Consider the following 22,633-nt stretch of genomic DNA (forward strand, 5'->3'; position numbering starts at 1 on the left):
CGTCGGACCGCCGGGCCAGTCCGAGCCATCCGAGCCATCCGGTTCGTCGGGTGTTCCGCGTTTCTCGGGGTCGTCCGATGCTCCGGATCCTCTGGGGGACGGCCGGCCCGGCAGGCGCGGGAAGACGAACCACCCCGGCGGCCGCGGGCGCCGCTCGACGAGACTGCGCCGCTCCCTCCACATCAGGGCCACGCACGTATGGCAGCGCGGCAAGGAAGTGGAGCTGATGCACCGGGCCATGGGCTTCGCGGCGCTGGGACTGGTGACGTTCGCCCCGCTGCTGATCGTGGTGGCGGCGGCCGCGCCCATCCAGGAACGCGGCTTCGCCCTGTGGATCGTCGACGGCATGGGCCTGTCCGGGCGCTCCGCCGACGCCGTGCAGGACCTCTTCTCCGCGCCCCGCAAGGTCCTGAGCACGATCAGTGTCCTGAGCGTGGTGCTGCTCGCGGTCTTCGGCGTGACCTTCGCGGGCAGCGTCCAGACCGGTTACGAGAAGGTCTGGGACCTGTCGGCCGGGCGCTGGCACACCGTATGGCGACGCGCGGTGTGGCTGGTCGCTCTGACGGCCTACCTCTTCGCCGAGGCGCAGAGCGGCGCGCTCCTGGGCTCGGGACCCCTGCGCTCAGGGGCCCGGCTCGTGTTGTCCGCGCTGCTCGGCGTGCTCTTCTTCTGGTGGGGACAGCGTTTCCTGCTCGGCGGCAGGATCTCCTGGCGGGCGCTCCTGCCGGGCGCCGTCGCCACGGTGGTGGGCCTGGGCGGCCTGCGCCTGTTCTCCTACCTGGTCTTCTCCCCGCTCATCGTGAGCAACGCGGTCGCGTACGGTTCGGTCGGCACCGTCCTGATCGTGACGTCCTGGCTCATCGGGGTCGGCTTCGTCGTCTTCGGCGGCGCCCTCGTCGGTCGCTACTGGTACCTCCACGAACCGCATCACCTTCCGCATCCCCACGGCCGCTCCCGGAAGCACTGAGGCGCTGCCGCGGTCCGCTGAAAAATGCGGTGCCCCGTCTGTGTCCGCTTCCCTAGAATCGCCACACATCGCGCGCCGCGTTCCACCGCGGCGCGCGCGTCGTGACGAGTGGACGCAGACCGATCGAGGGGAGCCCGGCCGTGTGTGACCGCACCGCTGTCGTCGTTCCCCGTTCCCGGTACGAGGTGATCCTCGTGTCCTCGTCCGTCCGGTGCCCGCTGCGCGGCCGGTACCGGATGCCCGTGACGAACGCCTGATCCCGAAGCCGCACCTGTGCCGGAGCGACAGCTCCGTACCTCCCGCGTGCCTTCGCCGTCCGTCGTGTCCGCACGGGAATCGCGCTGCCCCGAAACAGCTCAGCTGAAAGGCCACGGGCCATGCGCAGCAACGTCGACACCATCGCCAACCCTCTGAACGCCGTCCGCAACCTGGGCATCCTCGCCCACGTCGACGCCGGCAAGACCACCGTCACCGAGCGGTTCCTGTACGCCACCGGGACCACGCACAAGCGGGGCGAGGTCCACGACGGGACGACCGTCACCGACTTCGATCCGCAGGAGCGCGATCGCGGCATCACCATCTTCGCGGCGGCCGTGAGCTGCGCCTGGGACGGCCATCGGATCAACCTGATCGACACCCCCGGCCATGTCGACTTCGCCGACGAGGTGGAGCGTTCGCTCAGGGTGCTCGACGGCGCGATCGCGGTGTTCGACGCGGTCGCGGGCGTCGAGCCGCAGAGCGAGTCGGTGTGGCGGCAGGCCGACCGGCACGGCGTACCGCGTATCGCGTTCGTCAACAAGCTGGACCGCGCGGGCGCCGACCTGGACACGGCTGTCGAGTCGATCCGGCAGCGGCTCCATCCGGCGCCGCTGGTGGTGCAGTCGCCGATCGGTACGGAGGACGGCTTCGTCGGTGTGGTGGACCTGCCGCGCATGCGGGCGCTGGTGTGGGCGGACGGTTCCGACACGGCCGTGGAGGGGCCGGTCCCGGACGACCTGAGGGACGAGGCCGAGCGGCGACGGCGGCGCCTGGAGGAGGCGGTGGCGGAGCTGCATCCGGCGGCGCTGGAGGAGTTCTGCGCGCGGGGCACGCTCTCCGCGCGGACGCTGGCCGCCGCGCTGCGCGACCTCACCCGCACGGGTGAGGGAGTGGTCGTGCTCTGTGGCTCCGCCTACCGCAACCGTGGCATCGAACCGCTGCTCGACGCGGTGGTGGCGTATCTGCCGTCGCCCCTGGACGTGCCGCCCGTACGCGGCACGCACGACGGGACGGAGCAGGAGCGGGCCGCCGAGGCGCAGGCGCCGGTCGCGGCCCTGGCGTTCAAGGTGAGCGCCACCGCCACGGGGAGGTTGACGTACGTGAGGCTGTACTCGGGGACGATCCGGAAGGGGGACACCGTGCTGGACGCGGGGACACGCCGCACCGAGCGGATCGGTCGGATCCTGCGGGTCCAGGCCGACCGGCACGCCGAACTGGAGCGGGCCGTGGCCGGGGACATCGTCGCGGTGGTCGGGCTGAAGTCCGCCCGCGCGGGGACGACGCTGTGCGACCCGGCGGCGCCGCTGCTCCTCGAACCGCCCTCCGTCGCCGACCCGGTGGTGTCGGTGGCCGTCGAGGCACGCCGGAGCACCGACACCGACCGGCTCGCCACGGCCCTCGCGCGGCTCGCCGAGGAGGATCCCTCGCTGGTCGTGCGGACCGACCCCGAGACCGGGCAGACCCTGCTGTCCGGCATGGGCGAACTGCATCTGGAGGTCGCCGTGGAGAAGGTCCGGCAGAGCCATGGGCTCGACGTCGCCGTCGGCCGGCCTCGTGTGGCCTATCGCGAGACCGTCGTCCAGGGCGTGACCGGTCTGGTCTTCCGGCACGTCAAACAGGACGGCGGGGCGGGGCAGTTCGCCCATGTCGTGCTGGACGTGGCGCCTCTGGAGGCGGAGGGCGACGGTGCCGCCACCGGCTTCGTGTTCCGTTCGGCCGTCGTCGGCGGCCGGGTGCCGCAGGAGTACGTCCGCGCGGTCGAGGCCGGCTGCCGCGACGCGCTCGCCGAGGGGCCGCTCGGTGGGCATCCGGTGACCGGGGTGAGCGTCACGCTGGTCGACGGGGCGACCCACTCCAAGGACTCCTCGGAGATGGCGTTCCGCACGGCGGGACGGTTCGCGCTGCGGGAGGCCATGCGTGTCGGGGTGATGGGCGTCCTGGAGCCCGTCGCCGATGTCACGGTCACCGTGCCCGCGGATGCCGTGGGCGGGGTGCTCGGGGATCTCGCCGCGCGGCGGGGGCGGGTGTCGGACTCCGTGGCCCGGGGCGGGGCGGTGGTCGTCACCGCGACCGTGCCGTTGGGCGAACTGTTCGGGTACGCGACGCGGTTGCGCAGCCGTACGCAGGGGCGGGGGACGTTCACGGCGCGGCCGGCCGGGTATGTGCGGGCGCCGGGTGCGGTGGTGAGTGAGCGGTGAGGTAGCCGCTTTCGTCGGCGGGTGGGGGTGCGCGTGGGGTTTTCGCCCCCGCCGCCCCTACCCGTCCCGTCCTCCAGGGGCTGCCGCCCCTTCGACCCCGCCTTCGGTGCGTTCTTCGGGTGCGGGGTCGTGGGGGTTCTCGCGCAGTTCCCCGCGCCCCTGACGGGGCGCAGTTCCCCGCGCCCCTGACGGGGCGCAGTTCCCCGCGCCCCTGACGGGGCGCGGGGTTCTGTCGTCGCTAGGCCCAGGGGCTCACGGCCGTGAAGGAGCTGTCGGCGCGGAAGGTGTCCGTGGCCTGGTGGATGTCCAGGCGCAGCTCGTAGTTGTAGTGGCGGATGTAGCGGCCCGGGTAGTTGTAGGACTCCAGGCGGACCGAGCCGGAGGTCGTGCCCGGGCGGGCGCAGTACGTCGCGTCCTTGTCGAAGACGGTCGTGCCGTCGTCCGTGTCGAAGCGGATCCGGTAGTCCCAGTGCCGCAGATAGCGGCCGGCGGAGTTGCGGAAGGAGTAGCAGTTGGCGTCCGCGAGGCCGGGCACGACGGTGAAGGTCGCGCTCTGCTTGACGGCGGTGGTGCTGGAGGACGTCACCGGGTCCACGTAGCCGAGGTTGTCCGAGCGGGCCACGGTGTAGCGGCCCGTGTAGTTGACGGACTGGAGGGAGCGGGTGGTGTTGGTGGGGAGGGTGACGCCGCCGGAGACCGTCTCCTTGAGCACCGTCAGATGGCGTACGAAGCCGGTGAGGCCCGGGAGCTGCGTCGGGGTCGACCAGGTGGCGAAGTTGTCGTAGCTGTCGCTGTACCAGTACTGCCCGGCGCCGTAGGCGTCGTAGTAGATGCGCCAGCCGCCGTTGTCCAGCTGGACCAGCGCCGGGCCCTCCATGCCGGAGCCGAAGCCTGCCCAGTTGCCGGTCTTCGTGATGGTGTACGGGCCGGTGAGGCTGGAGGCGGTGCCGTACTCGATGTACTTCGTCGTCTCGTTCTTGGTGAACGCGTGGTAGGTGGAGCCGATCTTGACGATGAAGGTGTCGATGTAGTTCGGGCCGATGCCGGAAAGCCGGGTGGGCGCCGACCACGCGGTGAGGGCGGAGTTCGTCGCCGTCAGCTTGTACGGCTTGAAGATCCACTCTCCGTCGGCCGCGACGGACGCGGACAGGATGATGTTGACGCTGCCGTTGGTGTCGACGAACCACTCCGGCGCCCAGGCGCGCTGCAGACCGCTGATCGGGACCGTGTAGTCGTAGAGGAAGGTCCAGTTGAGTCGGTCGGTGGAACGGGCGAAGCCGATGGTGGTGGAGAGCGCCGACCAGGTGCGGGTGGTGTAGGTCAGGTAGTAGTAGCCGTCCGTGTGCTTGAAGATGCTGGGGTCACGGATCAGGCCGGAGGGCGGGGTGTACGCCGGGCCCTTGCGGAGGGTGAACCCCGTCGCGTCCGGTGAGTCGTAGACGTACATGTTCGACTCGCTGCTGTTGGTGAACGCGGTCATGGTGTACCGCGTCGCCTGTCCCGCCGGCGGGTGGGCGGCTCCGGCCGCGCCGGCGAAGGCGGTGGTGAGCCCCAGGAGGGCGGCCACCGAGGTGAGGAGGGCGAGGACCGCCCTGAGGGTTCTGTTCAACGCTCGTCCCATTTCTGCGTGAACTGCCCTGAGGCGTGAGGATGTTGTTTTGTTCGGCATGTCGTACATCGTGCGGAACTTCGGTCAGAAGATAAGAGGGAGGCATGTGCGCGTCAATGGGTTGTGCCAGGGTTTCTGCGAGAAGAGATTCCGCTTCGTGGTCGCCGTGGGTCCGCCCTGACTCCACCGTGACGTGGCTGTGCGCGAGTTCGACCCGCCGCACGGCTCGGGCGTTGCCTCCCGCCTCACGCCTCCCCAGGTCACGTCTGGTTTCCCCGGTGCTCCGGGGGAGGGCAACAGGAAACCCGTCGACCGCCCCGAGCGGCGGGGCAACTCTGGATCCGTCAGCACGCAGCACCCAAGACCCAGTGTGAGACCGGGGGGAATCGGCCCATGAGGCGTGTGCTCATGTCTCTGTGCGCGGTGGTGGCGGCCACCGCGGTCGCCACGACAGGATGCGCCGGCGGTGACGGCGCCGGCCGGGCACCGAAGGAGCCGGGCCCGCGCCCCCGGGCGCTGACCTGGCAGCAGGAAGTGCGGGTCGGCGACGCCGAACAACGCCTGACGTCACAGTGCATGAAGCGCCACGGCTTCACCTACTGGGAGGACCGCCGCCTGACGCTGGAGGAGAGTCGTCCGGTGCGCTACGTCCAGGACGACGTGGCCTGGGCCCGTGCGCACGGGTACGGCAGCCGCATCGAGGCCGAGAACGAGAAGACCCGGGCGAGCAACCCCATCGGTACCTACCGCCAGAACCTCACCCCGTCCCGGCGTGCCGCGTTCGACCTCGCGCTCGACGGCGGCGACGACGGCCGCACGCTCACCGCGCCGCTGCCGGGGGGCCGCGGCGAGATCCGCAAACGCCTCGGCGGCTGCACGGAGGAGGCCGAGCAGAAGCTCTACGGCGACCCGGCCGAATGGTTCCGCACCGGCAAGGTCGCCACCGGCCTCAGTGCCCTGTACAGCGAGGACCTGATGAAGGACCGTCGGCTCACCACGGCACTGCGGGCCTGGTCCCGGTGCATGACGAAGGCCGGACTGCCCTACGACGACCCGCAGGCGGCCCGTGAGGCCGTCCGGGCCAACACCGCGAGGCTGGGCGAGGAACGCGCCGACGAGGCCTTCGCCACCGAGCGGAAGACCGCCGTGGCGGACGCGACCTGCGCCCGCGAGACGTCCCTGCGGGCCGTGGCGTCGGCCCGGGAGACGTTCTACGAAAACCGCCTGCGCGACCGGTTCGGCAAGGACCTCGACACCTACCGGACCCTCGCCCAGCAGGCCTACGACCGGGCGGTGCGCATCGTCCCGGAACGCGACTGACCACCGGGCGTCCCGGAACCGCACCGACCGCCGACGACGGCAGACCGGGCCACCCCCGGTGCGCGGTCATCGGCTGCACCACACCCACGCACGACCAACGAAACGAGGGGAACCATCATGCGCAAGTTCACCGCGACGGCAGCGCTTCTCGGGCTCGCCGCCCTGGGCGTCGTCGTACCCGCCGCCACCTCGCAGGCGGCCGACAGCGCCGTCGCCGGCCCCGGCTGTGACAGCAAGTGGGGGCCGCGCAACGGCTACATGTACGCCTGGGACGGCTACGACTGCTCCGGCGCCCAGCTGATCGCCACCCCCAACACCGTCGGCGACTGGGGCTCCGCCAACTGGGACCGGGCGTCGTCCGTCATGAACCGGGGCTACACCGGCAGCCTCGCGATCGTCAAGTTCTACGAGTGGGAGGGCCACGCGGAGGGTACCAACGACGGCCACGCCTGTCTCCAGCCCGGCGAGCTGTACGCCGACAACCTGTCCGACAACCGCCTCTCCGACGGCAGCTCGGCGGACAACAACATCCGGTCGCACAAGTGGGTCAACGGAGGCTGCGCGACCAACCTCACCTGATCCGCCCGCCCGCCCCGGGATCGACCACCGGGGCTGGTCCGAGCTGACCCGACACCACCGGGGAACGTCCGGAACCGCATCGGCCCGCGGTTCCGGACGTTCGTGTTTTCGCCACTCCGGGTGAAAGGCTTGGCCGCCCTCACCGCCCCGACAGTAACCTGGGCACCCGCCGTCTCACGGCCCGCACTGCCTTGGGGGACACCTTGGGGGACCCGCCGTTCGGAGAGGACCCGGACCGCCGGAACGACGGGGACGGGACCGCGCTGACCACGCCGGCCTTCCCCGCGCAACTCAGACGCCTGAGACGGGAACGCGGACTGTCGCTCACGGACCTGGCCCGCCGCACCCACTACAGCAAGGGCTACCTCAGCAAGATCGAGACCGGTACCAAACGCGCCACTGTCGACGTCGCCCGTCTCTGCGATGAAGTACTGGGCGCGGACGGCGAGTTGGTACGGCTGGTGCAGCAGGCCCCACCTCGCGACGGCCGACCCGACGGGGAGAGCACGGCGCGGCAGTCCGACGCCACGTGTCCGTATCGCGGTCTGTCGGCGTTCACCCCGCAGGACGCGGAGTGGTTCTTCGGGCGGGAGCGCGCCACGGCCGCCCTGGTGGAGCGGACCTTCGAACGGGTCGGCAGCGGACCGCTGATGCTGGTCGCCCCGTCGGGCGCGGGCAAGTCGTCCCTGCTCAACGCCGGCCTCGTGCCCGCCCTGAAACGCGGCGACTTCCCCATGCCGGGCGCCGAGCGCTGGCCGGTGGTCCTGCTCACCCCCACCTCACGCCCCCTCGACGAACTGCTGGAGCGCACCGCCAAGGCGGTCGGCGGCGAACTCGGTGTCACCGTGGAGGCGGTGCGGGAGAACCCCGCCGCCCTGCTCGCCGCCGTACGCGCGATGGCGGACGAACCGCCGCCGGCCCCGGGGGACCGCAGACCCCCGCCCCTGCGCCCCGTCCTGATCGTGGACCAGTTCGAGGAACTGTTCACGCTCTGCCCCGACCACGAGGAACGCCGTGCCTTCGTCCGCGTGCTGTGTGCCCTCGCGACCACCGGACCGGGGAACGACACGACCGCGTCGGCGGTCGTGGTGCTCGGCGTTCGCGCCGACTTCACCGGCAGCTGTCTGGGCCTGCCCGAACTGACCCCGGTCCTCACCGACGGACTCTTCGTCCTGGCGCCCATGTCCGTGGCGGAGCTGCGGGAGTCCATCACCCGGCCCGCCGAACTCGCCGGCGTCACCCTCGAACCCGGCCTGGTCCCGCTCCTCCTGCGCGACGCCGGACTGCGGGACGCCGGACTGCGCGACGCACCGGACGCGACACTACGGGGCACCGCGCACGCCGTGGGGACCGGCGCCGCGCAGCCCGGCGGCATCGGCGCCGCGCAACCCGCCGGCATCGGCGCCGACGAGACGCCGTCCGGCGCGCTCCCGCTCGTCTCCCACGCACTGCTCGCCACCTGGCAGCGCCGTACGGACTCCGCGCTCACCGTCGACGGGTACGAGCGCGCCGGCGGCATCCAGGGAGCCATCGCCCGCACCGCCGAGAACGTGTTCGCCCGGCTGTACCCGGCCGAGCAGCGGACGATCCGCCGCATCCTGTCCCGGCTCGTGGTCGTCGCGGACGGCGCCGGCGCGACCCGCCGCCGGACCAGCAGGACCGCTCTGACAGAGCAGCTCGGCGACGCCGACGGCGCGGCCGCCGCGCTCGACGCCTTCGTCCGCGCCCGGCTCATCACCCTGGACAGCGACACGGTCCAGATCACCCACGAGGCACTGCTGCACGCCTGGCCCCGGCTGCGCGACTGGATCCACGCCGACCGCGCCGGCCTCCTCCTGCACCAGCAACTCGCCCACGCCGCAGCCGAATGGGAGCGCGAGAACCGTGACCCGTCGGCCCTCTACCGGGGCACACGGCTGGAGACCGTACGGACCTGGGCCGACGAGTCGGACGGCTGGAGCCGCCTCGGCCCCGGCGAGGAGGCCTTCCTGAGGGCGAGTCAGACGGAGGAGGACGGCCGCCGCAGACAGGCCGGCCGCCAGATCCGGCTGCGGCAGACCATGCTCGCCACGCTCGTCGTCCTGCTCGGGCTCGCCGTGACCGCCGGCGGCCTCGCCTACCAGCAGCGGGAGGGCGCCCTCGACCAGGAGCGCGCCGCCCGCTCCCAGGCCCTCGCCGTGCGGTCCGCGTCCCTCGCCGGGGGCCGGCCCGAGGCGTCGATGCTGCTTGCGGAGGAGGCCTACCGCGCCGACACCACCGTCGAGGCGCGCGGCGCCCTCCTGAGCACCCAGGCCCAGCCCTTCTCCGCCCGGCTCGGCGGTTACCGGGGCCCGGTCAACGCGGTGGCCTTCGCCCCGGACGACCGGACCCTCGCGACGGCCAGCTCCGACGGCACCGTCACCCTGCGCGGCACCACCGGCGACCACCCGACGCTCGCCACCTTCACCGTCCCCGGCCGGGTCCGTTCGGTCGCCTTCAGCCCCGACGGCCGCACGGTCGCGGCCACCTCGACGGACGGTCCCGTGACCCTCTGGGACGTCCGCGACCGCCGTCGGACGGCCGCACTCCCGGCCGGCACCAAGGGCGACCGGGCGGTGGCCTTCGACCCGCGCGGCGGCACGCTCGCCGTCGCGACCGCCGACGGGACCGTCGAACTCTGGAGCACCGGGCGCACGCCACGGCGCGCGGCCTCGCTCACCGGTCACAAGGGCACCCTCAACGCGCTGGCGTTCGCCCCCGACGGCACGAAACTCGTCTCCGCCGGCGCCGACCGGACCGTACGCCTGTGGGACACCGACCGCGCGGAGCGGCTCGACGTGCTCGAAGGGCACACCGACGAGGTGCTGGGCGCGGCGTTCTCCCCGGACGGACGGCAGGTGGTCTCCGGCGGCATCGACCGGACCGTACGGCTGTGGGACGTGCGCGACGCGGAGCAGACCGCGGTGTTCACCGGCGGCAGCGACGACATCAACGCCGTCGCCTACACACCGGACGGCGCGGCGGTGATCGGCGCGGTCGGTGACGGTACGACCCGGCTCTGGGACGTGCGCGACGGCCGGCAGACCGCCGTGCTCGCCGGTCACACCGACTACGTCATGGGGGTCGCCGTGACCTCCGACGGCACCCGGCTGGCCACGGCCGGCTTCGACCAGTCCGTCGTCCTCTGGGACCTGGGCGGACCGGTGCTGACGGCGCGTCCGTTCACGGAGGTCTGGCAGACGGTCTACAGCCCCGACGGGAAGCTGCTGGCCACCGCCGACACCGACCACACGGTGCGGCTCTGGGACGTACGGAGCCACCGTCTCCTCAAGAGACTCACCGGCCACACCGAGACGGTCTTCTCGGTGGCGTTCTCCCCCGACGGCAAGACTCTCGCCTCGGGGAGCTCCGACGGCACGATCCGCTTGTGGGACGTGGACCGGCGCGCCTTCCTGGCCACGCTCACCGGCCACACCGGGGAGGTCTTCTCCGTGGCCTTCGCGCCGGACGGCAAGACACTCGCCTCGGCCGGCGCCGACCGCACGGTCCACCTCTGGGACATCGCCGCGCGCCGCGACATCGCCGTCCTCACGGGACACGAGGACTACGCCAACGCCGTCGCCTTCAGCCCGGACGGCCGCACCCTGGCGAGCGCCGGCGACGACCTGACCGTACGTCTCTGGGACGTGGCCTCCCGACAGGCCCTGGCCGAACTCACGGGCCACACCGGCGCGGTACGGAGTGTCGCCTTCGCCCCGGACGGCCGCACCCTCGCCAGCAGCGGCAACGACGGCGCCGTACGCCTGTGGGACGTCCGTGAACGGCGATCGGAGACGACCCTGACGGGGCACACCGGCTCCGCCCGGGGGCTCGCCTTCTCGCCGGACGGCAGCATGCTCGCCAGCAGCGGCAACGACCGCACGGTGCGCCTGTGGGACATGGACACGCGGCAGTCGTGGGCGACCCTGTCCGGCCACACCAACGCCGTGTGGGGCGTGGACTTCGCGCCCGACGGGCGGACGGTGGCCAGCAGCAGCACCGACGGCACGGTACGGCTGTGGGACCTCGACCCGGGAGCGCGCCTGGAGAAGATCTGCCGCCTGAGCGCCGGACTCGGCCCCGAGGAACGCGGCGCCCTGCTGCCGGGACTGCCGGTGCCCTCGCAACCGCCGTGCGGCCGTTCCTGACCGTGACCGACTGCCCTGCTCGCAGGGCGTTTCCCAGGTGTTTCCCGGTTGCCCGATCGGATGGGGCGACACCCGCACCTCCCCGACCGGGCCCGCACGACGGCAAGCTGCTGCACGACCACAGAACCGCAGGACCGCACCGCACGAGCGCACGACCGCACACCGCACCACCGCATGACCACGACGACCACATGATCCACGTCGAAATGATCCACATCGAACAGGAATCGGGGGTCCCGGCATGGTGAGCCGGACCGGACTCATCCGCACACTGATCACACTCCTGGCCGTCCTCTTCTGGGTGCCGGTGGCCACGACCGCCACCGCGCAGGCGGCACCGGCCGCTCCCGCCGCCGACGACTGCCGTCCCCTCGCGCCGGGCGCCTCCGCGGCCGCCGAGCGGGCGATCGCCGCCGCCTGCGCCGAGGTCGCGGCCGGTACCTGGTACACCTGGGGCGGCGGCCACGGGGCCCAGCCCGGTCCCACGTACGGGATGGTGGACCCCAGCGACCCGGAGGACAGCAAGCACGACCCCGAACGCCGGGGCTTCGACTGCTCAGGCCTGGTCCGCCACGCCTACGCCCAGGCCACCGGCGGCTCCGACATCCTCAACGGCGTCGCCAGCCAGCAGTACTACACCCACCGTGCCGCCGCCCGCTTCACCGCCGCCCAGGGCCTCGCCCCCCTGCTCCCCGGTGACCTGCTGGCCTGGGGCACCTCGAAGGACCTGCACCACATCGCCATCTACCTGGGCGCCGGCAAGATGGTCGAGGCCAAGGAGTCCGGCACCCGGCTGATGGTGAGCGACGTGCGCCTGAACGGCTCCTACTTCGGCGCCGTCCGCGTCAACACCGGCGCCGTCACCGGCCACATCCACCAGACCTGGGGCACCGGCGTCTGGACCAAGGCCGAGCCCCGCCTCGCGGCCGAACGCGTCTACGCCTTCCCCTACTCCACCACCATCCGCGTCCACTGCCAGAAGCACGCGGAGAAGGTCACGTCCGACGGTTACACCAACGACGTGTGGTCGTACCTGCCGGACTACAAGGCCTGGGTCACCAACATCTACATCAAGGGCGCGGCCTGGCTGGAGGGGGTGCCCGACTGCAAGGACGCACCCCCCACGCCGTAGCGGATCCGCGCCGGTGACCGTCGGGGGGCGGTCACCGGCGCGAGCGCGCCCAGCCCTCTGTCTCGACCTGTCCCGACGGTGACGACGACGGCTCTGCGCGGCCATCACGTAGGGGCCAGAACTGCACCAGGTAGCGCTCGACGCCCTCGGCGATTCCCTCCTCCTCGATGACCCGAGTCACCTCATCTCGGCCGGAGCAGTAGACCCGTACGTGCCAGTCCCGGTCGGAGGCACCCAGTTCGATCGCATCCTCGATCGGGCCGTGAGCCACCGCCCATACCTGCAGGGTGCCGGTCGTGGACCGCACGGTGGTGTCGGCCCGCCGGTCCCACACACGACTCGTGTCGACGGGTGGTTCGCCGTCCCACACCTGAGCGGTCATGGCCGGCGTGTGAGTATGACCAGCGCTCTCGATATCGACTCGTCCGGGGTGAGCGGTCAAGAACACGCCCTCGTCCATGATCCGGCCACCCGGATACGCGACCTGCGCGGACTCCGCGTCCTGTAGGCACAAGCCATGGAAATCCACCTCGGGTTCGAGTTCCTGCTCCTTGATCAGCCTGGGCTCGGACACAGCACTCCTCCTCCTCAGAGGACGGGCACTTCCACTGAGGCCCTGCCCTGCATCGGTCTTCCAGCGCGTGGGTTGAGACCTGGCCGGTCCACTGTCCCCCATGCCCGCGCCCCGTACGCTGCGTCAGCGTACGGGCACATTCTGTGGACAGTACGCCGATCTTCCCGTCACGCTGGATGCCGTCGGGGCATGGGGGCCACAGCGCACGAAGACCGGAGGTGGCCGCGGATGACGGGCGGCGGAATGGGTGACTACGACGAGACACTGGTGGACGAGGGGCCGGTGGTGGACCGCGAGCCCGACCCGTCGGACAGCCTGCGGACGTGGGGTGCCGTGACCCAGGCGCTGCGCGAGCACGCGGGGTACAGCCGGGCCGAGTTCGCGGATCTCGTCCGTTTCTCCAAGCACACGGTGGAATCGGTGGAGCAGGGGCGCCGGATGCCGGACGCCACGTATGTGGAGCGGGCCGACGAACTGCTCGGGAACACGGGGGCGTTGCGGAGGTCGTCGCAGTACGTGACGCGGGGGCGGGGGGACGTGGGCCTGGCGGCCTGGTTCCGCCAGTGGGCCCGGCTGGAGCGGGTCGCGGTGAGCCTGTGCACCTACGAGTGCAGGCTGGTGCCGGGGCTGTTGCAGTCCAGGCACTACGCCCGGGCGGTCTTCGAGGGGACCGTGCCGGTGACGCCGGACGACGAGCTGGACCACTTCATGGACCGGCGGATGGAGCGACAGCGGATGCTCGTCGAGCGGCCGACGACGCCCTTCAGTTTCATCGTCGAGGAGCATGTCTTCCGGCGGCGGGTCGGGGACGACGCGCGGATGCGCGGGCTGTTCGACCATGTGCTGGAGCTCAGCGCGCCGCGCAATGTGACGCTCCAGATCGTGCCGCTGGAGGCCGGGTTGCACGCGTGTCTCGACGGGCCGGTGCGACTGCTGGAGACGCCGAAGGGGCAGCGGCTCGCGTACTCCGAAGGCCAGCAGAACGGCCGTCTGATCTCCGACCCGAAAGAGGTGAGTCTCCTCCACCAGCGCTATGACACACTGCGCTCGCAGGCCCTCAATGCCAAGGATTCGCGGGCGCTGCTGGAGCGACTCCGAGGGGAACTAGACCTATGAACACGACGGAACTGGCGTGGTTCAAGTCCAGCTACAGCGGCAGTCAGGGTGACGACTGCGTCGAAGTCGCCGTCACCCAGCGGGTCGTGTGCGTACGGGACTCCAAGGACCTGGCCCTTCCTCACTTCGCGGTCGGACGTGAGGGGTGGTCGCGGTTCGTGGGGTTCGTGGGGTTCACGGGGCATGAGGGAGGTCCGCGACAGGCGGGCCTCACCTCGTGAGCGCCGCTGTTCCGGGCCGCGTGCGGCCGACGGTGCCCGTGGCCCGGACGCCGGGGCGGACGTATCCGGCGTCCGGGCCACGGAATCAGTAGCCGTAGATCATCTTGTAGGCGACCTCGGGCAGGAACTGGCCCGCCGAGGAGCCGGACCCGACACCGCAGTTGCCGTCGGACTCACCCGGGACCTTGATCCACAGAAGCATCTCGGCACCCCCGCCCAGCTGCGTGGCGGGGCCGATGCGGCGCCCCGAGGGGTTGCACCACTGGCCGTTGGAGCCGTTGCCGTTGCGGCTGGTGTCCACGACGAAGGGCTTGGTGTAGCCGTAGCGGGCGCTGAGCTGACTGTTGACGGCGTTGCCGTAGGCCGTGTTCTCGGCGGTGGTGAGGTAGTTGGAGACGTTGAGCGAGAACCCGTGGGCCTGCCGGACACCGGCCTCGTGCAGGCGCCGGGCCATGGTCGCCGCGTCCGTCCAGGCGGGGTTGCCGGCGTCCATGTAGACCCAGGTGTTGGGGGCCTGACGGGCGAACTGGGACAGGGCGCCGCTGAGCATGGTCTGGCGTTCGGCGATCTGGGCCTGGTTCATGCAGCCGTAGTCCCCGAGGGAGTCGGGTTCCAGGACGACCAGGGCCGGGCGGTTGCCGATCCCGCCCGCGAACTGGGCGATCCAGCTCGCGTAGGCGGACGGTGAGGAGGCTCCGCCCGCGGAGTGCCCGCCGCAGTAGTCGCGGTTGTAGATGTTGTACGCGACGAGCAGGGGCAGTTTGTCGCGGCTGTCCGCGGCGCCCGCGTAGGCGCCCGTGGCGGTGCCTATCGCCCCGCTCCAGGAGCCGAACCAGCGGGCCGTCGGGGTGTTGGCGATGGAGGCGTTGATCGCGGACGCCCGGCCGTCACCGGGGTTGGCGGCCACCCACCGCTTCGCGCTGGAGTCGGGGTCCACGTAGAACCCGCTGGTCATGGTCGTCGGGTCGGCCGCGTGGGCGGACGGCGCGGCGGTGAGCGCCAGCGGCAGGGCGAAGAGCGCTGCCGTCAGGACGCGGAGTCTGCGGCGCATGAGATCACCTCGAATTCCGTGGAGGGACACGTCACGCGCTCTCGTCCCGAGCGTGTGACGCGCTGAGGAAGTGCGGTGGTAAGGCGTTCCCCGGATGCTGGGAGCGCTCCCATTTGGAAGCGCTTCCAGTGACGCTGAGAACCTTCGGGGTGTGGTGGGTATCGTGTGACCGGCTGGGAGAACTGTCAAGGGTCGACGTGCGAACTGCCTCCTGTACAGGGCGAGTCCGAGGCTCTACGGTCCTTGGGATTGGAAGCGCTCCCAGTTTTCGGGCCGGGAAATCCGGGGGATCCGGGGGATCCGGTGGGCGTTCGACGACAACTCGGCGGGCGCTCAGGGGATCAGGGGACTTCGGCGTGATTCGGGGGAAGGGGTCGTGGTCATGGCAGAGGATCCGGCGCGTCGGCGGCCCACGCTCGACGCCGTGGCCGAACTCGCCGGGGTCTCCCGGTCCGTGGCCTCCCGCGTCCTCAACGACGCGCCGCACGTCAGCCGTTCGAAGCGAGAGGCGGTCGAGCGGGCCGTGCGGCAGCTCGGCTACGTCCCCAATCCGAGCGCCCGCGCCCTGGCCACCCGGCAGACGGGAGCAGCCGCCCTGGTCATCTCCGGGGAGGAACCGTCGATCTTCGCGGATCCGTTCTTCGCCCAGGTGATCGTGGGGGCGTCGGGCGCACTGGAGGAGGCCGACCTGCATCTGATGCTGTGCCTGGCCGCGTCCGACCGGGGCCGCAAGAGGGTGGCGGAACTGCTCCGCTCCAAGGGCGCCGACGGCGTCATGATGATGGCGCTGCGCGAGGACGATCCACTGGCCCGGATCGCCGAGGAGGCGGACCTGCCCGTGGTGTTCGGCGGACGGCCGGTCGGCTCGACCCCCCGCTGGTACGTGGACGTCGACAACACCGGCGGTGCCCGCGAGGCGACCGAGCACCTGCTCTCACGCGGCAGGAGCCGGGTGGCCGCGATCTGCGGGCGCCTGGACACCGAGGCGGGGCGCGCCCGGTACCGGGGTTACCGGGACGCCGTGCTGGCGGCCGGGCTCGATCCGTTTCCGCCGCGTGAGGGCGACTTCACCGAGTCCGGCGGAGCCGCCGTCATGGCCGCGCTGCTGGCCGAACACCCCGACGTGGACGGGGTGTTCGCCGCCAGCGACAACATGGGGGCGGGTGCGCTGCGTGTCCTGCGCCAGGCGGGGCGGCAGGTTCCCGAGGATGTCGCCGTGGTCGGCTTCGACGACCTGGCCGTGGCCCGGATCGCCGATCCGCCGCTCACCACCGTCCACCAGCCCATCGCGGCCCTCGGACGCGAGATGGCACGCATGCTCGTCGCGCTCGTCGACGGGCAGGACCCAACCCCGCTGATCCTGCCCACCCGACTCGTCGTCCGTTCCAGCACCTGACACGGCGGGGCCGCGCGGCGGGAGTGCAGGCCGGCCCGGCAGAGCGGCCGGGTTCACCGTCCTGACCCGGTCGCGCGGTTGGGTTCTGGTCCCGCCCGGTCGCCCGGTCCCGCACGTGCCGGGCCCGGTCCACTCAGCCGGCCAGCCCCCGCACCTCGTCCAGCCGCACCGGCCGGTGCTCCGCCACCGACAGGGTCGCCGCCTCGGCGATCCAGCTGGCCTCCAGGGCGTCGGCGACCGTGCAGGGGGAGGTGCGGGTGCCGGCGACGACCTCGGTGAACGTGGTGAGTTCGGCACGGTAGGCGGGGGCGAAGCGGTCCATGAAGAAGGTGTGCGGGGGACCGGCGGGGAAGGTCACGCCCGGCTCGGCGGAGCGCAGCGGGAGCTGGGTGTCGAGGCCGGCGGCGATGCTGTCCTTCATGCCGTGGACCTCCAGACGGACGTCGTAACCCCGGGCGTTGTGGCGGGTGTTGGAGATGACGCCGATGGTGCCGTCGTCGAAGGTGAGGAGCGCCGACGCGGTGTCGACGTCACCCGCCTCCTTGATGTACTCCGCACCCTTGTTGCCGCCCGTCGCGTACACCTCGACGACCTCGCGGCCCGTCACCCAGCGCACCACGTCGAAGTCGTGCACCGCGCAGTCGCGGAAGATGCCGCCCGACACCGCGACGTAGGCCGCCGGCGGCGGGGCGGGGTCGAGGGTGGTCGACCGTACGGTGTGCAGCGCGCCCAGCTCGCCGCTGAGGACGGCCTCGCGGGCGGCCACACAGCCCGCGTCGAAGCGGCGGTTGAAGCCGATCTGGGCCTCGATGCCACTGTCGCGCACGGCGCGCAGCACGGTGAGGCTCTCCTCCACCGTCTTCGCCACCGGCTTCTCGCAGAACACCGGGATGCCCGCCTCGACGGCGGCCAGGATCAGTCCCGGGTGCGCGTCGGTGGCGGCGGTGATCACGACACCGTCGATGCCGGAGGCGAAGACGGCCTCGGGCGAGTCGGCCACGGTGGCGCCGTACTTCTCGGCGGCGGAGGCGGCGGCCGCGGCCAGCGGGTCGGAGACCACCAGCTGCTCCACGACGTCCAGCCCGGCGAGAGTCCCGGCGTGGAAGGCGCCGATGCGGCCCAGCCCCAGGATGCCAATGCGCATGATCGAGTGTCCCTTTCGGATGTGCTGGAGAAGTTCTGCCGGAGGAGCAGGAGAAGAGCAGACGGGGGGAGAAGGAGGAGACGGGAGGAGCGAAGGAGGAGACGGGAGGGGAAGGGAGGGGAGCGGGTCGGGGGCCGTCAGTCCGAGGCGCCGACGACGTTCTGGTCCCAGTCGATCACCGAACCGGTGACCACGCCGCTGCGGTCGGACAGGAGGAAGACCACGAAGTCGGCGATCTCGTCGACCTGGCCGAGCTTGCCCATCGGGAGGCCCGCGGCGGCCCGTTCCCGCCAGTCGTCGTCCGCGTCGTGGAACTCGCGCTGGATCGCGTCCTCGCCCTCGGTCTCCGTCCAGCCGATGTTGAGGTCGTTGATCCGGATCCGGTCCCAGCGGTGGGCGTGGGCGGCGTTGCGGGTGAGTCCCGCGAGGCCGGCCTTGGCGGCGGAGTACGGGGCCAGGTGCGGCGGGCCGCCGTGCGCGCAGTTCGAGCCGATGTTGACGATCGTGCCGGGCGCCGTGCGGGCCACCAGATGCTCGACCACGGCCTGCATGGCGAAGAAGGGGGCACGCAGGTTGATCGCGATGTGCGCGTCGAACAGTTCGGGCGAGGTGTCGAGGAGCGAGCCGCGTGAGGTCAGGCCGGCCGCGTTGACGAGGCTGTCGACCCGGCCGTGTGCGGCGATCACCTGCTCGACGGCGCCGCGCACCTGCGCCGGTTCCGTCAGGTCCGCCTGGACGAACGTCGCGCCGGTGTCCGCCGCGAGCCGCTTGCCGACCTCGGCTCGGCGGCCGGTGAAGGCGACGGTCGCGCCCTCGCGCAGGGCCGCCCGGACGACGCCCGCGCCGACGCCCTGGCTGCCGCCGTTCACGAGGACGACCTTGTCCTCCAGTAGTGCCATGGTTCTTCCTTTCGACCGGCTCCGGCGGGCCGTGCCGGGGCCTGTGGCGGTCCGGCCGTAGGGCCTTTCATGGCTTCCCCAGCGCCGTCGCCTCTGTCAGTCTTGGGGCGCGGGGCCCCTCGTACAACCCGCAGCGGACCATCAAAAACCCATCATCCGGTTCACCGCCGCCCACCATCGAGATCCAGGACACATCGCCATGGCGCACCCCTACACGATCCGTGAGATCGCCCGGCAGGCCGGGCTGAGCCAGGCCACGGTCGACCGGGTCCTCAACGGCCGGGGAGGGGTGCGGGAGAGCACCGCCCGCGAGGTGCACCAGGCCGTGCGGGACCTGGACCGGCAGCGGACGCAGGTGCGCATCGGGGGCCGCACGTTCATGGTCGACATCGTGATGCAGACCCCGGACCGGTTCTCCACGGCGGTCCGGGAGGCGCTGGAGGCCGAGCTGCCGTCCCTGCACCCGGCGGTCGTACGGTCGCGCTTCCACTTCCGGGAGACGGGGTCGGCCTCGGAGATGGTGCGGGTGCTCGACCGGATCGGGCGGCGCGGCTCGCAGGGCGTGATCCTCAAGGCGCCGGACGTGCCGGAGGTCACCGCCGCCGTCGAGCGGCTGGTCGCGGCCGGGGTCCCGGTGGTCACCTATGTGACGGACCTGCCGAACAGCCCGCGCTGCGCGTACGTCGGCATCGACAACCGGGCCGCCGGGGCGACCGCCGCGTATCTGCTCCGGCAGTGGCTGGGCGACCGGCCGGGAGCCGTCCTGGTGACGATAAGCCGCAGTTTCTACCGCAACGAGGAGGAGCGCGAGATGGGGTTCCGCGGGGTGATGCGGGCGGTCGCGCCGCAGCGGGCCCTCGTGGAGGTCACCGACAGCGACGGCCTCGACGCCACCCAGCGGGACCTCGTCCTGGGCGCGCTGGAGCGGGAGCCGGGGATCGCGGCGGTCTACTCCATCGGCGGCGGCAACACCGCGACGCTCGACGCCTTCGCCGCGCTCGGCCGCGCGCCGCACGTCTTCGTCGCCCACGACCTGGACCACGACAACACCCGTCTGCTGCGCGAGCACCGGCTCTCCGCCGTGCTCCACCACGACCTGCGCCAGGACGTCCGCCGCGCCTGCCAGGTGATCATGCGCGCCCACCAGGCCCTTCCCGACGAGGGCCCGTTCCTGCCGTCGGCGATCCAGGTGGTGACGCCGTACAACATGCCGCCGGGGGCCGGTGCGGTCACCGGTCAATAGTGCTTCGTCAGGTTGTGGGCCGGTCATCTGGAGAGTGAGACTGCGCCTATGGGCATATCGCTGCGCGCACTTGAGGACAGTGACCTGCCGATCTTCTGGCAGCAGCTGACGGATTCCGAGTTGCGGCAGATGGCCGCTGTGACCCGGAAGTATCACTACGACCGTGGCCACTTCGACCGGCACTGGACCAAGGTGCGCTCGGACCCGTCCGTGATCTTGCGTACCGTTGTCGCCGACGGCGCTGTAGCAGGGCACGCCGCTGTCTTCGGTCCGCCGTCGGAGCGCGAGGTCACGTACGTCATCGGGCGAACCCATTGGGGCCAGGGCATTGCCACCGCGGCCCTTGCCTAACTGATCAAGCTGGAGCCAACGCGGCCGCTGCACGCCGATGCCGCCGCTGACAATGCCGGCTCCATCCGCGTGCTGGAGAAGTGCGGGTTCGTCGTCACGGGAAAGAGCCGGTGCTTCGCCCGGGCCCGTGACGAGGAGATCGACCTGGTGCGCTTGACGCTGAGCTGAGCATGCCGCCGCTCCCCTCTAGTGCTGCGAGCTCCATACGGGGAGCTCGGCTGCTCTGACCAGGCCGCGCACGTCCAGCTTCCGGCGGCATGACTCGGATGTCTGGTCGACGATCACAGCGCAACCGCCCCAACGGCTTCCGCCTTCTTCGACCATGGACTTGACGCTGGCTGCCTGGCTGCCGGTCTCGATCCAGTCGTCGACCAGCAGCACCCGGTCGCCTGCCGTGAGCGAGGCGCGTTGCATGCGAAGTTCATGGCGAAGACGGCGGTAGTCGGGCGGCGTCCGTCTGGTGATTTTCTCACCGGGGAACAGACCGTCCTGCTTGCGTACAGCGATGAAGCCGACGCCGAGCTCCAGGGCGACCGCGGCGCCAAGGAGGAAACCCCGGGACTCGATGCCGCAAACAGCGGTGATCCCTTCACTCTCGAATGTCGCCGCGAGCCCCCTGACCACGCCGGACAGCGCGGCCGGGTCGCGGAAGATCCTCCAGACATCGGCGTGGCCGTCGATCCACTGGAAGTGGCTGAGTGCCAGGTCCCGGGCTGGGTCCGTCATGGTCGCGAGTGTCGAGGCCCGACTGTCTCACGACAACTCATTTCTTCCCCGGCAGGCCAGGCGCGAGTCCGCTCGCTCACATTCAGCTGATGCTTGGCGCCGGTGCAGGCGGATACTGTGCGACGGAGTGGTGGTCGGGGGAGGGAGGGGGACGAGTGGGACGCAGCAGGCTGCCTGTGGAGAACGCAGGCAATGGGGATCTCTGTCTCTTCATCGAGCCGTACGGTGAGGACTTCTATCGGAAGCCCGGGGAGGTCTTCACGGTCGGGCCTGAAGCCGAGGGGATCGATGTCTGGTTCTCCACCCTCGTCTGGGAGGGAGGCATCACGGTGTGGCCTTATGAGGACGGCGACCCGACCAAGATCGTCCTGGAGTACACAGTGACGGACGCCAACGGAACCCGGCTGGAGTGCGGTCACCAGAGGCCCCCGAAAGCTGCCGGCTCCGGCCTGGCTGAGCCGGGCTGACCCCCTCGGTCACTGAACTTGGGCCCGGACTGGGACGCCTGCCCCTTCGTCTCCAGGGCTGGTGCTCCGCCGTGCTCCCCTGCCTGGTGCCGGCGTTGGTCGAACGTACGCCGCCCGACACGTACGCCGCCCGACACGTACGCCGCCCGGCACGTACGCCGCCCGGCACGTACGCCGCCCGACACGTACGCCGCCCGACACGTACGCCGCCCGACACGTACGCCGCCCGACACGTACGGCGATACATCGGCCGTAGACCCGGCCGTGTCCACCCTTTCCGCACCGCCAATTCCGATCCCCGTCAGCTCGTGACGAGTTCGGCCGCCCGGCGCTCGCCCGCCCGGCGCTCGCCCGCCCGGTGTTCGACGGTCGGCTCCATGATCACGGTCAGCGTCTCGTGGACGGTCGCCGTGGCCCTCGGCTCAACGGCGCCCTCCCGGTTGCGGAACAGCCAGACGATGTCCCGCCCGAACGACCAGAGCAGCGAGCCCAGCGCCAGAGCGACCAGGCCGAAGCCCGCCTCGTACGGCAGCAGGCCGGAGGCGGCGACGAGCAGGAACACGCCCTGAACGGCGGCGACCGTCTTGCGGGCCATGCTGTGCGGCAGGGAGTTGTTCAGCCACGGGGCGGCCTTGGCGGCGGCCACGAAGACGTACCGCATGAGACCGATCAGCAGCACCCACGGGCCCATCGACATGGAGACGTACACGCTCAGCACCAGGATCAGGAACGCGTCGACCTCCATGTCGAAGCGGGCGCCCAGCGCGGTCGACGTCCCCGTCCGGCGGGCCACCTTGCCGTCGACGCCGTCGAGGATCAGCGCCACGGCGGTCAGGCCGACGAAGAGCGAGACGGGCGGCGAGCTCTGGAAGGAGTCGGCGACCAGCGCGGTGACGGCGCCGACGAGTATCGCCCTGCCGAGCGTGACGCGGTTCGCGGGCCCGAAGGTACGCGTCCGGGTGCGCAGCAGGGCGCGGTTGAGGACCGCCCAGGTGGCGAGCCCGAAGGCCAGCCCGGTCAGCCAGCCCGCCGGGCCCAGTCCGATCGCCGTGCCCAGGAAGGCGAGCAGCAGCACCTGGGCACCCGCGCCCACCGTCGTCTCCGACAGCAACAGTCGGCCGTCGTATGTGTTGATCAGGGCCACCGCATACCTTCCGAACGTGTGACAAGTGGATCATCGCCGCGTACCGTGTCCGCGACTCCCACCGCTGCGTAC

The 22,633-nt window shown here is 71.4% G+C and carries 18 protein-coding genes and 1 pseudogene; 12 read left to right on the plus strand and 7 right to left on the minus strand.

Annotation, left to right across the window (positions count from 1 at the left end; translation table 11 throughout):
- Positions 1 to 226: 226 nt before the first annotated feature.
- Both RM704_RS05355 and fusA read left to right on the plus strand, forming a co-directional pair.
- Positions 227 to 967 (plus strand): YhjD/YihY/BrkB family envelope integrity protein, encoded by a 741-nt coding sequence (locus RM704_RS05355; protein WP_078937290.1) that lies wholly within the window; start codon positions 227 to 229, stop codon positions 965 to 967.
- Positions 968 to 1,344: 377 nt separating this feature from the next.
- Positions 1,345 to 3,423, plus strand: a complete 2,079-nt coding sequence (gene fusA, locus RM704_RS05360; protein ID WP_033529712.1) for an elongation factor G — start codon at positions 1,345 to 1,347, stop codon at positions 3,421 to 3,423.
- Between the two features lie 238 nt (positions 3,424 to 3,661).
- On the opposite strand, the gene RM704_RS05365 is transcribed toward fusA, so the two are convergent.
- Positions 3,662 to 5,032: a glycoside hydrolase family 43 protein gene (locus RM704_RS05365; RefSeq protein ID WP_033529711.1), complete on the minus strand. Its 1,371-nt coding sequence runs from the start codon at positions 5,030 to 5,032 to the stop codon at positions 3,662 to 3,664.
- Positions 5,033 to 5,425: 393 nt separating this feature from the next.
- On the opposite strand from RM704_RS05365, the gene RM704_RS05370 reads away from it, so the two are divergent.
- The 4 genes from RM704_RS05370 to RM704_RS05385 all read left to right on the plus strand — a co-directional run bounded on the left by RM704_RS05370 (position 5,426) and on the right by RM704_RS05385 (position 12,229).
- Entirely contained in the window at positions 5,426 to 6,352 is a 927-nt protein-coding gene (locus RM704_RS05370; protein ID WP_311589764.1) for a hypothetical protein, read from the plus strand.
- A 117-nt stretch (positions 6,353 to 6,469) separates the two neighbouring features.
- Entirely contained in the window at positions 6,470 to 6,931 is a 462-nt protein-coding gene (locus tag RM704_RS05375; RefSeq protein WP_033529709.1) for a hypothetical protein, read from the plus strand.
- A gap of 203 nt (positions 6,932 to 7,134) precedes the next feature.
- A complete protein-coding gene (locus tag RM704_RS05380) occupies positions 7,135 to 11,097 on the plus strand; it encodes an nSTAND1 domain-containing NTPase (RefSeq protein WP_033529708.1) in 3,963 nt (1,320 codons plus the stop codon).
- Between the two features lie 241 nt (positions 11,098 to 11,338).
- A complete protein-coding gene (locus tag RM704_RS05385; protein WP_033529707.1) occupies positions 11,339 to 12,229 on the plus strand; it encodes an NlpC/P60 family protein in 891 nt (296 codons plus the stop codon).
- Between the two features lie 31 nt (positions 12,230 to 12,260).
- Here the strand turns inward: RM704_RS05385 and RM704_RS05390 are convergent, their stop codons facing one another.
- On the minus strand, positions 12,261 to 12,803 hold the full coding sequence (locus RM704_RS05390) for a hypothetical protein (protein ID WP_052146254.1): 543 nt from the start codon (positions 12,801 to 12,803) through the stop codon (positions 12,261 to 12,263).
- Positions 12,804 to 13,031: 228 nt separating this feature from the next.
- Here RM704_RS05390 and RM704_RS05395 point away from each other — a divergent pair, with 228 nt between their 5' ends.
- A complete protein-coding gene (locus RM704_RS05395) occupies positions 13,032 to 13,919 on the plus strand; it encodes a helix-turn-helix domain-containing protein (protein ID WP_033529706.1) in 888 nt (295 codons plus the stop codon).
- Complete coding sequence (locus RM704_RS05400; RefSeq protein WP_033529705.1) at positions 13,916 to 14,140, plus strand: DUF397 domain-containing protein; 225 nt, start codon at positions 13,916 to 13,918, stop codon at positions 14,138 to 14,140. The genes RM704_RS05395 and RM704_RS05400 overlap by 4 nt, the downstream gene beginning before the upstream one ends.
- 85 nt (positions 14,141 to 14,225) lie before the next feature.
- Here RM704_RS05400 and RM704_RS05405 read toward each other — a convergent pair whose 3' ends face one another.
- Positions 14,226 to 15,191 carry a glycoside hydrolase family 6 protein gene (locus RM704_RS05405; protein ID WP_033529704.1) on the minus strand — a complete coding sequence of 322 codons (966 nt, stop codon included), beginning with the start codon at positions 15,189 to 15,191 and terminating at the stop codon, positions 14,226 to 14,228.
- Positions 15,192 to 15,573: 382 nt separating this feature from the next.
- Between RM704_RS05405 and RM704_RS05410 the strand changes: the two genes are divergently transcribed.
- Positions 15,574 to 16,587 (plus strand): LacI family DNA-binding transcriptional regulator, encoded by a 1,014-nt coding sequence (locus tag RM704_RS05410; protein ID WP_033529997.1) that lies wholly within the window; start codon positions 15,574 to 15,576, stop codon positions 16,585 to 16,587.
- 133 nt (positions 16,588 to 16,720) lie between these two features.
- Here the strand turns inward: RM704_RS05410 and RM704_RS05415 are convergent, their stop codons facing one another.
- A complete protein-coding gene (locus RM704_RS05415; protein WP_033529703.1) occupies positions 16,721 to 17,731 on the minus strand; it encodes a Gfo/Idh/MocA family protein in 1,011 nt (336 codons plus the stop codon).
- Between the two features lie 137 nt (positions 17,732 to 17,868).
- Positions 17,869 to 18,630 carry an SDR family oxidoreductase gene (locus RM704_RS05420; RefSeq protein ID WP_033529702.1) on the minus strand — a complete coding sequence of 254 codons (762 nt, stop codon included), beginning with the start codon at positions 18,628 to 18,630 and terminating at the stop codon, positions 17,869 to 17,871.
- Between the two features lie 199 nt (positions 18,631 to 18,829).
- Here RM704_RS05420 and RM704_RS05425 point away from each other — a divergent pair, with 199 nt between their 5' ends.
- Both RM704_RS05425 and RM704_RS05430 read left to right on the plus strand, forming a co-directional pair.
- Entirely contained in the window at positions 18,830 to 19,873 is a 1,044-nt protein-coding gene (locus RM704_RS05425) for a LacI family DNA-binding transcriptional regulator (RefSeq protein WP_033529701.1), read from the plus strand.
- 48 nt (positions 19,874 to 19,921) lie between these two features.
- Positions 19,922 to 20,392 (plus strand): annotated as a pseudogene (locus RM704_RS05430) (GNAT family N-acetyltransferase).
- Positions 20,393 to 20,410: 18 nt separating this feature from the next.
- On the opposite strand, the gene RM704_RS05435 reads toward RM704_RS05430, so the two are convergent.
- Positions 20,411 to 20,950: a phosphoribosyltransferase family protein gene (locus RM704_RS05435; RefSeq protein WP_052146253.1), complete on the minus strand. Its 540-nt coding sequence runs from the start codon at positions 20,948 to 20,950 to the stop codon at positions 20,411 to 20,413.
- Between the two features lie 155 nt (positions 20,951 to 21,105).
- Between RM704_RS05435 and RM704_RS05440 the strand changes: the two genes are divergently transcribed.
- Positions 21,106 to 21,417 carry a hypothetical protein gene (locus tag RM704_RS05440; protein ID WP_311589777.1) on the plus strand — a complete coding sequence of 104 codons (312 nt, stop codon included), beginning with the start codon at positions 21,106 to 21,108 and terminating at the stop codon, positions 21,415 to 21,417.
- A gap of 301 nt (positions 21,418 to 21,718) precedes the next feature.
- Here the strand turns inward: RM704_RS05440 and RM704_RS05445 are convergent, their stop codons facing one another.
- Positions 21,719 to 22,561, minus strand: a complete 843-nt coding sequence (locus RM704_RS05445; protein WP_033529699.1) for a CDP-alcohol phosphatidyltransferase family protein — start codon at positions 22,559 to 22,561, stop codon at positions 21,719 to 21,721.
- Positions 22,562 to 22,633: the final 72 nt, after the last annotated feature.

The sequence above is a fragment of the Streptomyces gottesmaniae genome (genome assembly GCF_031845845.1).
GTDB classification, from domain to species: Bacteria; Actinomycetota; Actinomycetes; order Streptomycetales; family Streptomycetaceae; genus Streptomyces; species Streptomyces akebiae.

What these genes read in the sequence shown, in the direction of transcription:
- RM704_RS05400 (WP_033529705.1), top strand. Translation starts at nt 13,916, where the DNA reads ATGAACACGACGGAACTGGCGTGGTTCAAGTCCAGCTACAGCGGCAGT.
- RM704_RS05415 (WP_033529703.1), bottom strand. Translation starts at nt 17,731, where the DNA reads ATGCGCATTGGCATCCTGGGGCTGGGCCGCATCGGCGCCTTCCACGCC.
- RM704_RS05355 (WP_078937290.1), top strand. Translation starts at nt 227, where the DNA reads ATGCACCGGGCCATGGGCTTCGCGGCGCTGGGACTGGTGACGTTCGCC.
- RM704_RS05385 (WP_033529707.1), top strand. Translation starts at nt 11,339, where the DNA reads ATGGTGAGCCGGACCGGACTCATCCGCACACTGATCACACTCCTGGCC.
- RM704_RS05375 (WP_033529709.1), top strand. Translation starts at nt 6,470, where the DNA reads ATGCGCAAGTTCACCGCGACGGCAGCGCTTCTCGGGCTCGCCGCCCTG.
- RM704_RS05405 (WP_033529704.1), bottom strand. Translation starts at nt 15,191, where the DNA reads ATGCGCCGCAGACTCCGCGTCCTGACGGCAGCGCTCTTCGCCCTGCCG.
- fusA (WP_033529712.1), top strand. Translation starts at nt 1,345, where the DNA reads ATGCGCAGCAACGTCGACACCATCGCCAACCCTCTGAACGCCGTCCGC.
- RM704_RS05435 (WP_052146253.1), bottom strand. Translation starts at nt 20,950, where the DNA reads ATGACGGACCCAGCCCGGGACCTGGCACTCAGCCACTTCCAGTGGATC.
- RM704_RS05425 (WP_033529701.1), top strand. Translation starts at nt 18,830, where the DNA reads ATGGCGCACCCCTACACGATCCGTGAGATCGCCCGGCAGGCCGGGCTG.
- RM704_RS05420 (WP_033529702.1), bottom strand. Translation starts at nt 18,630, where the DNA reads ATGGCACTACTGGAGGACAAGGTCGTCCTCGTGAACGGCGGCAGCCAG.
- RM704_RS05410 (WP_033529997.1), top strand. Translation starts at nt 15,574, where the DNA reads ATGGCAGAGGATCCGGCGCGTCGGCGGCCCACGCTCGACGCCGTGGCC.
- RM704_RS05370 (WP_311589764.1), top strand. Translation starts at nt 5,426, where the DNA reads ATGAGGCGTGTGCTCATGTCTCTGTGCGCGGTGGTGGCGGCCACCGCG.
- RM704_RS05395 (WP_033529706.1), top strand. Translation starts at nt 13,032, where the DNA reads ATGACGGGCGGCGGAATGGGTGACTACGACGAGACACTGGTGGACGAG.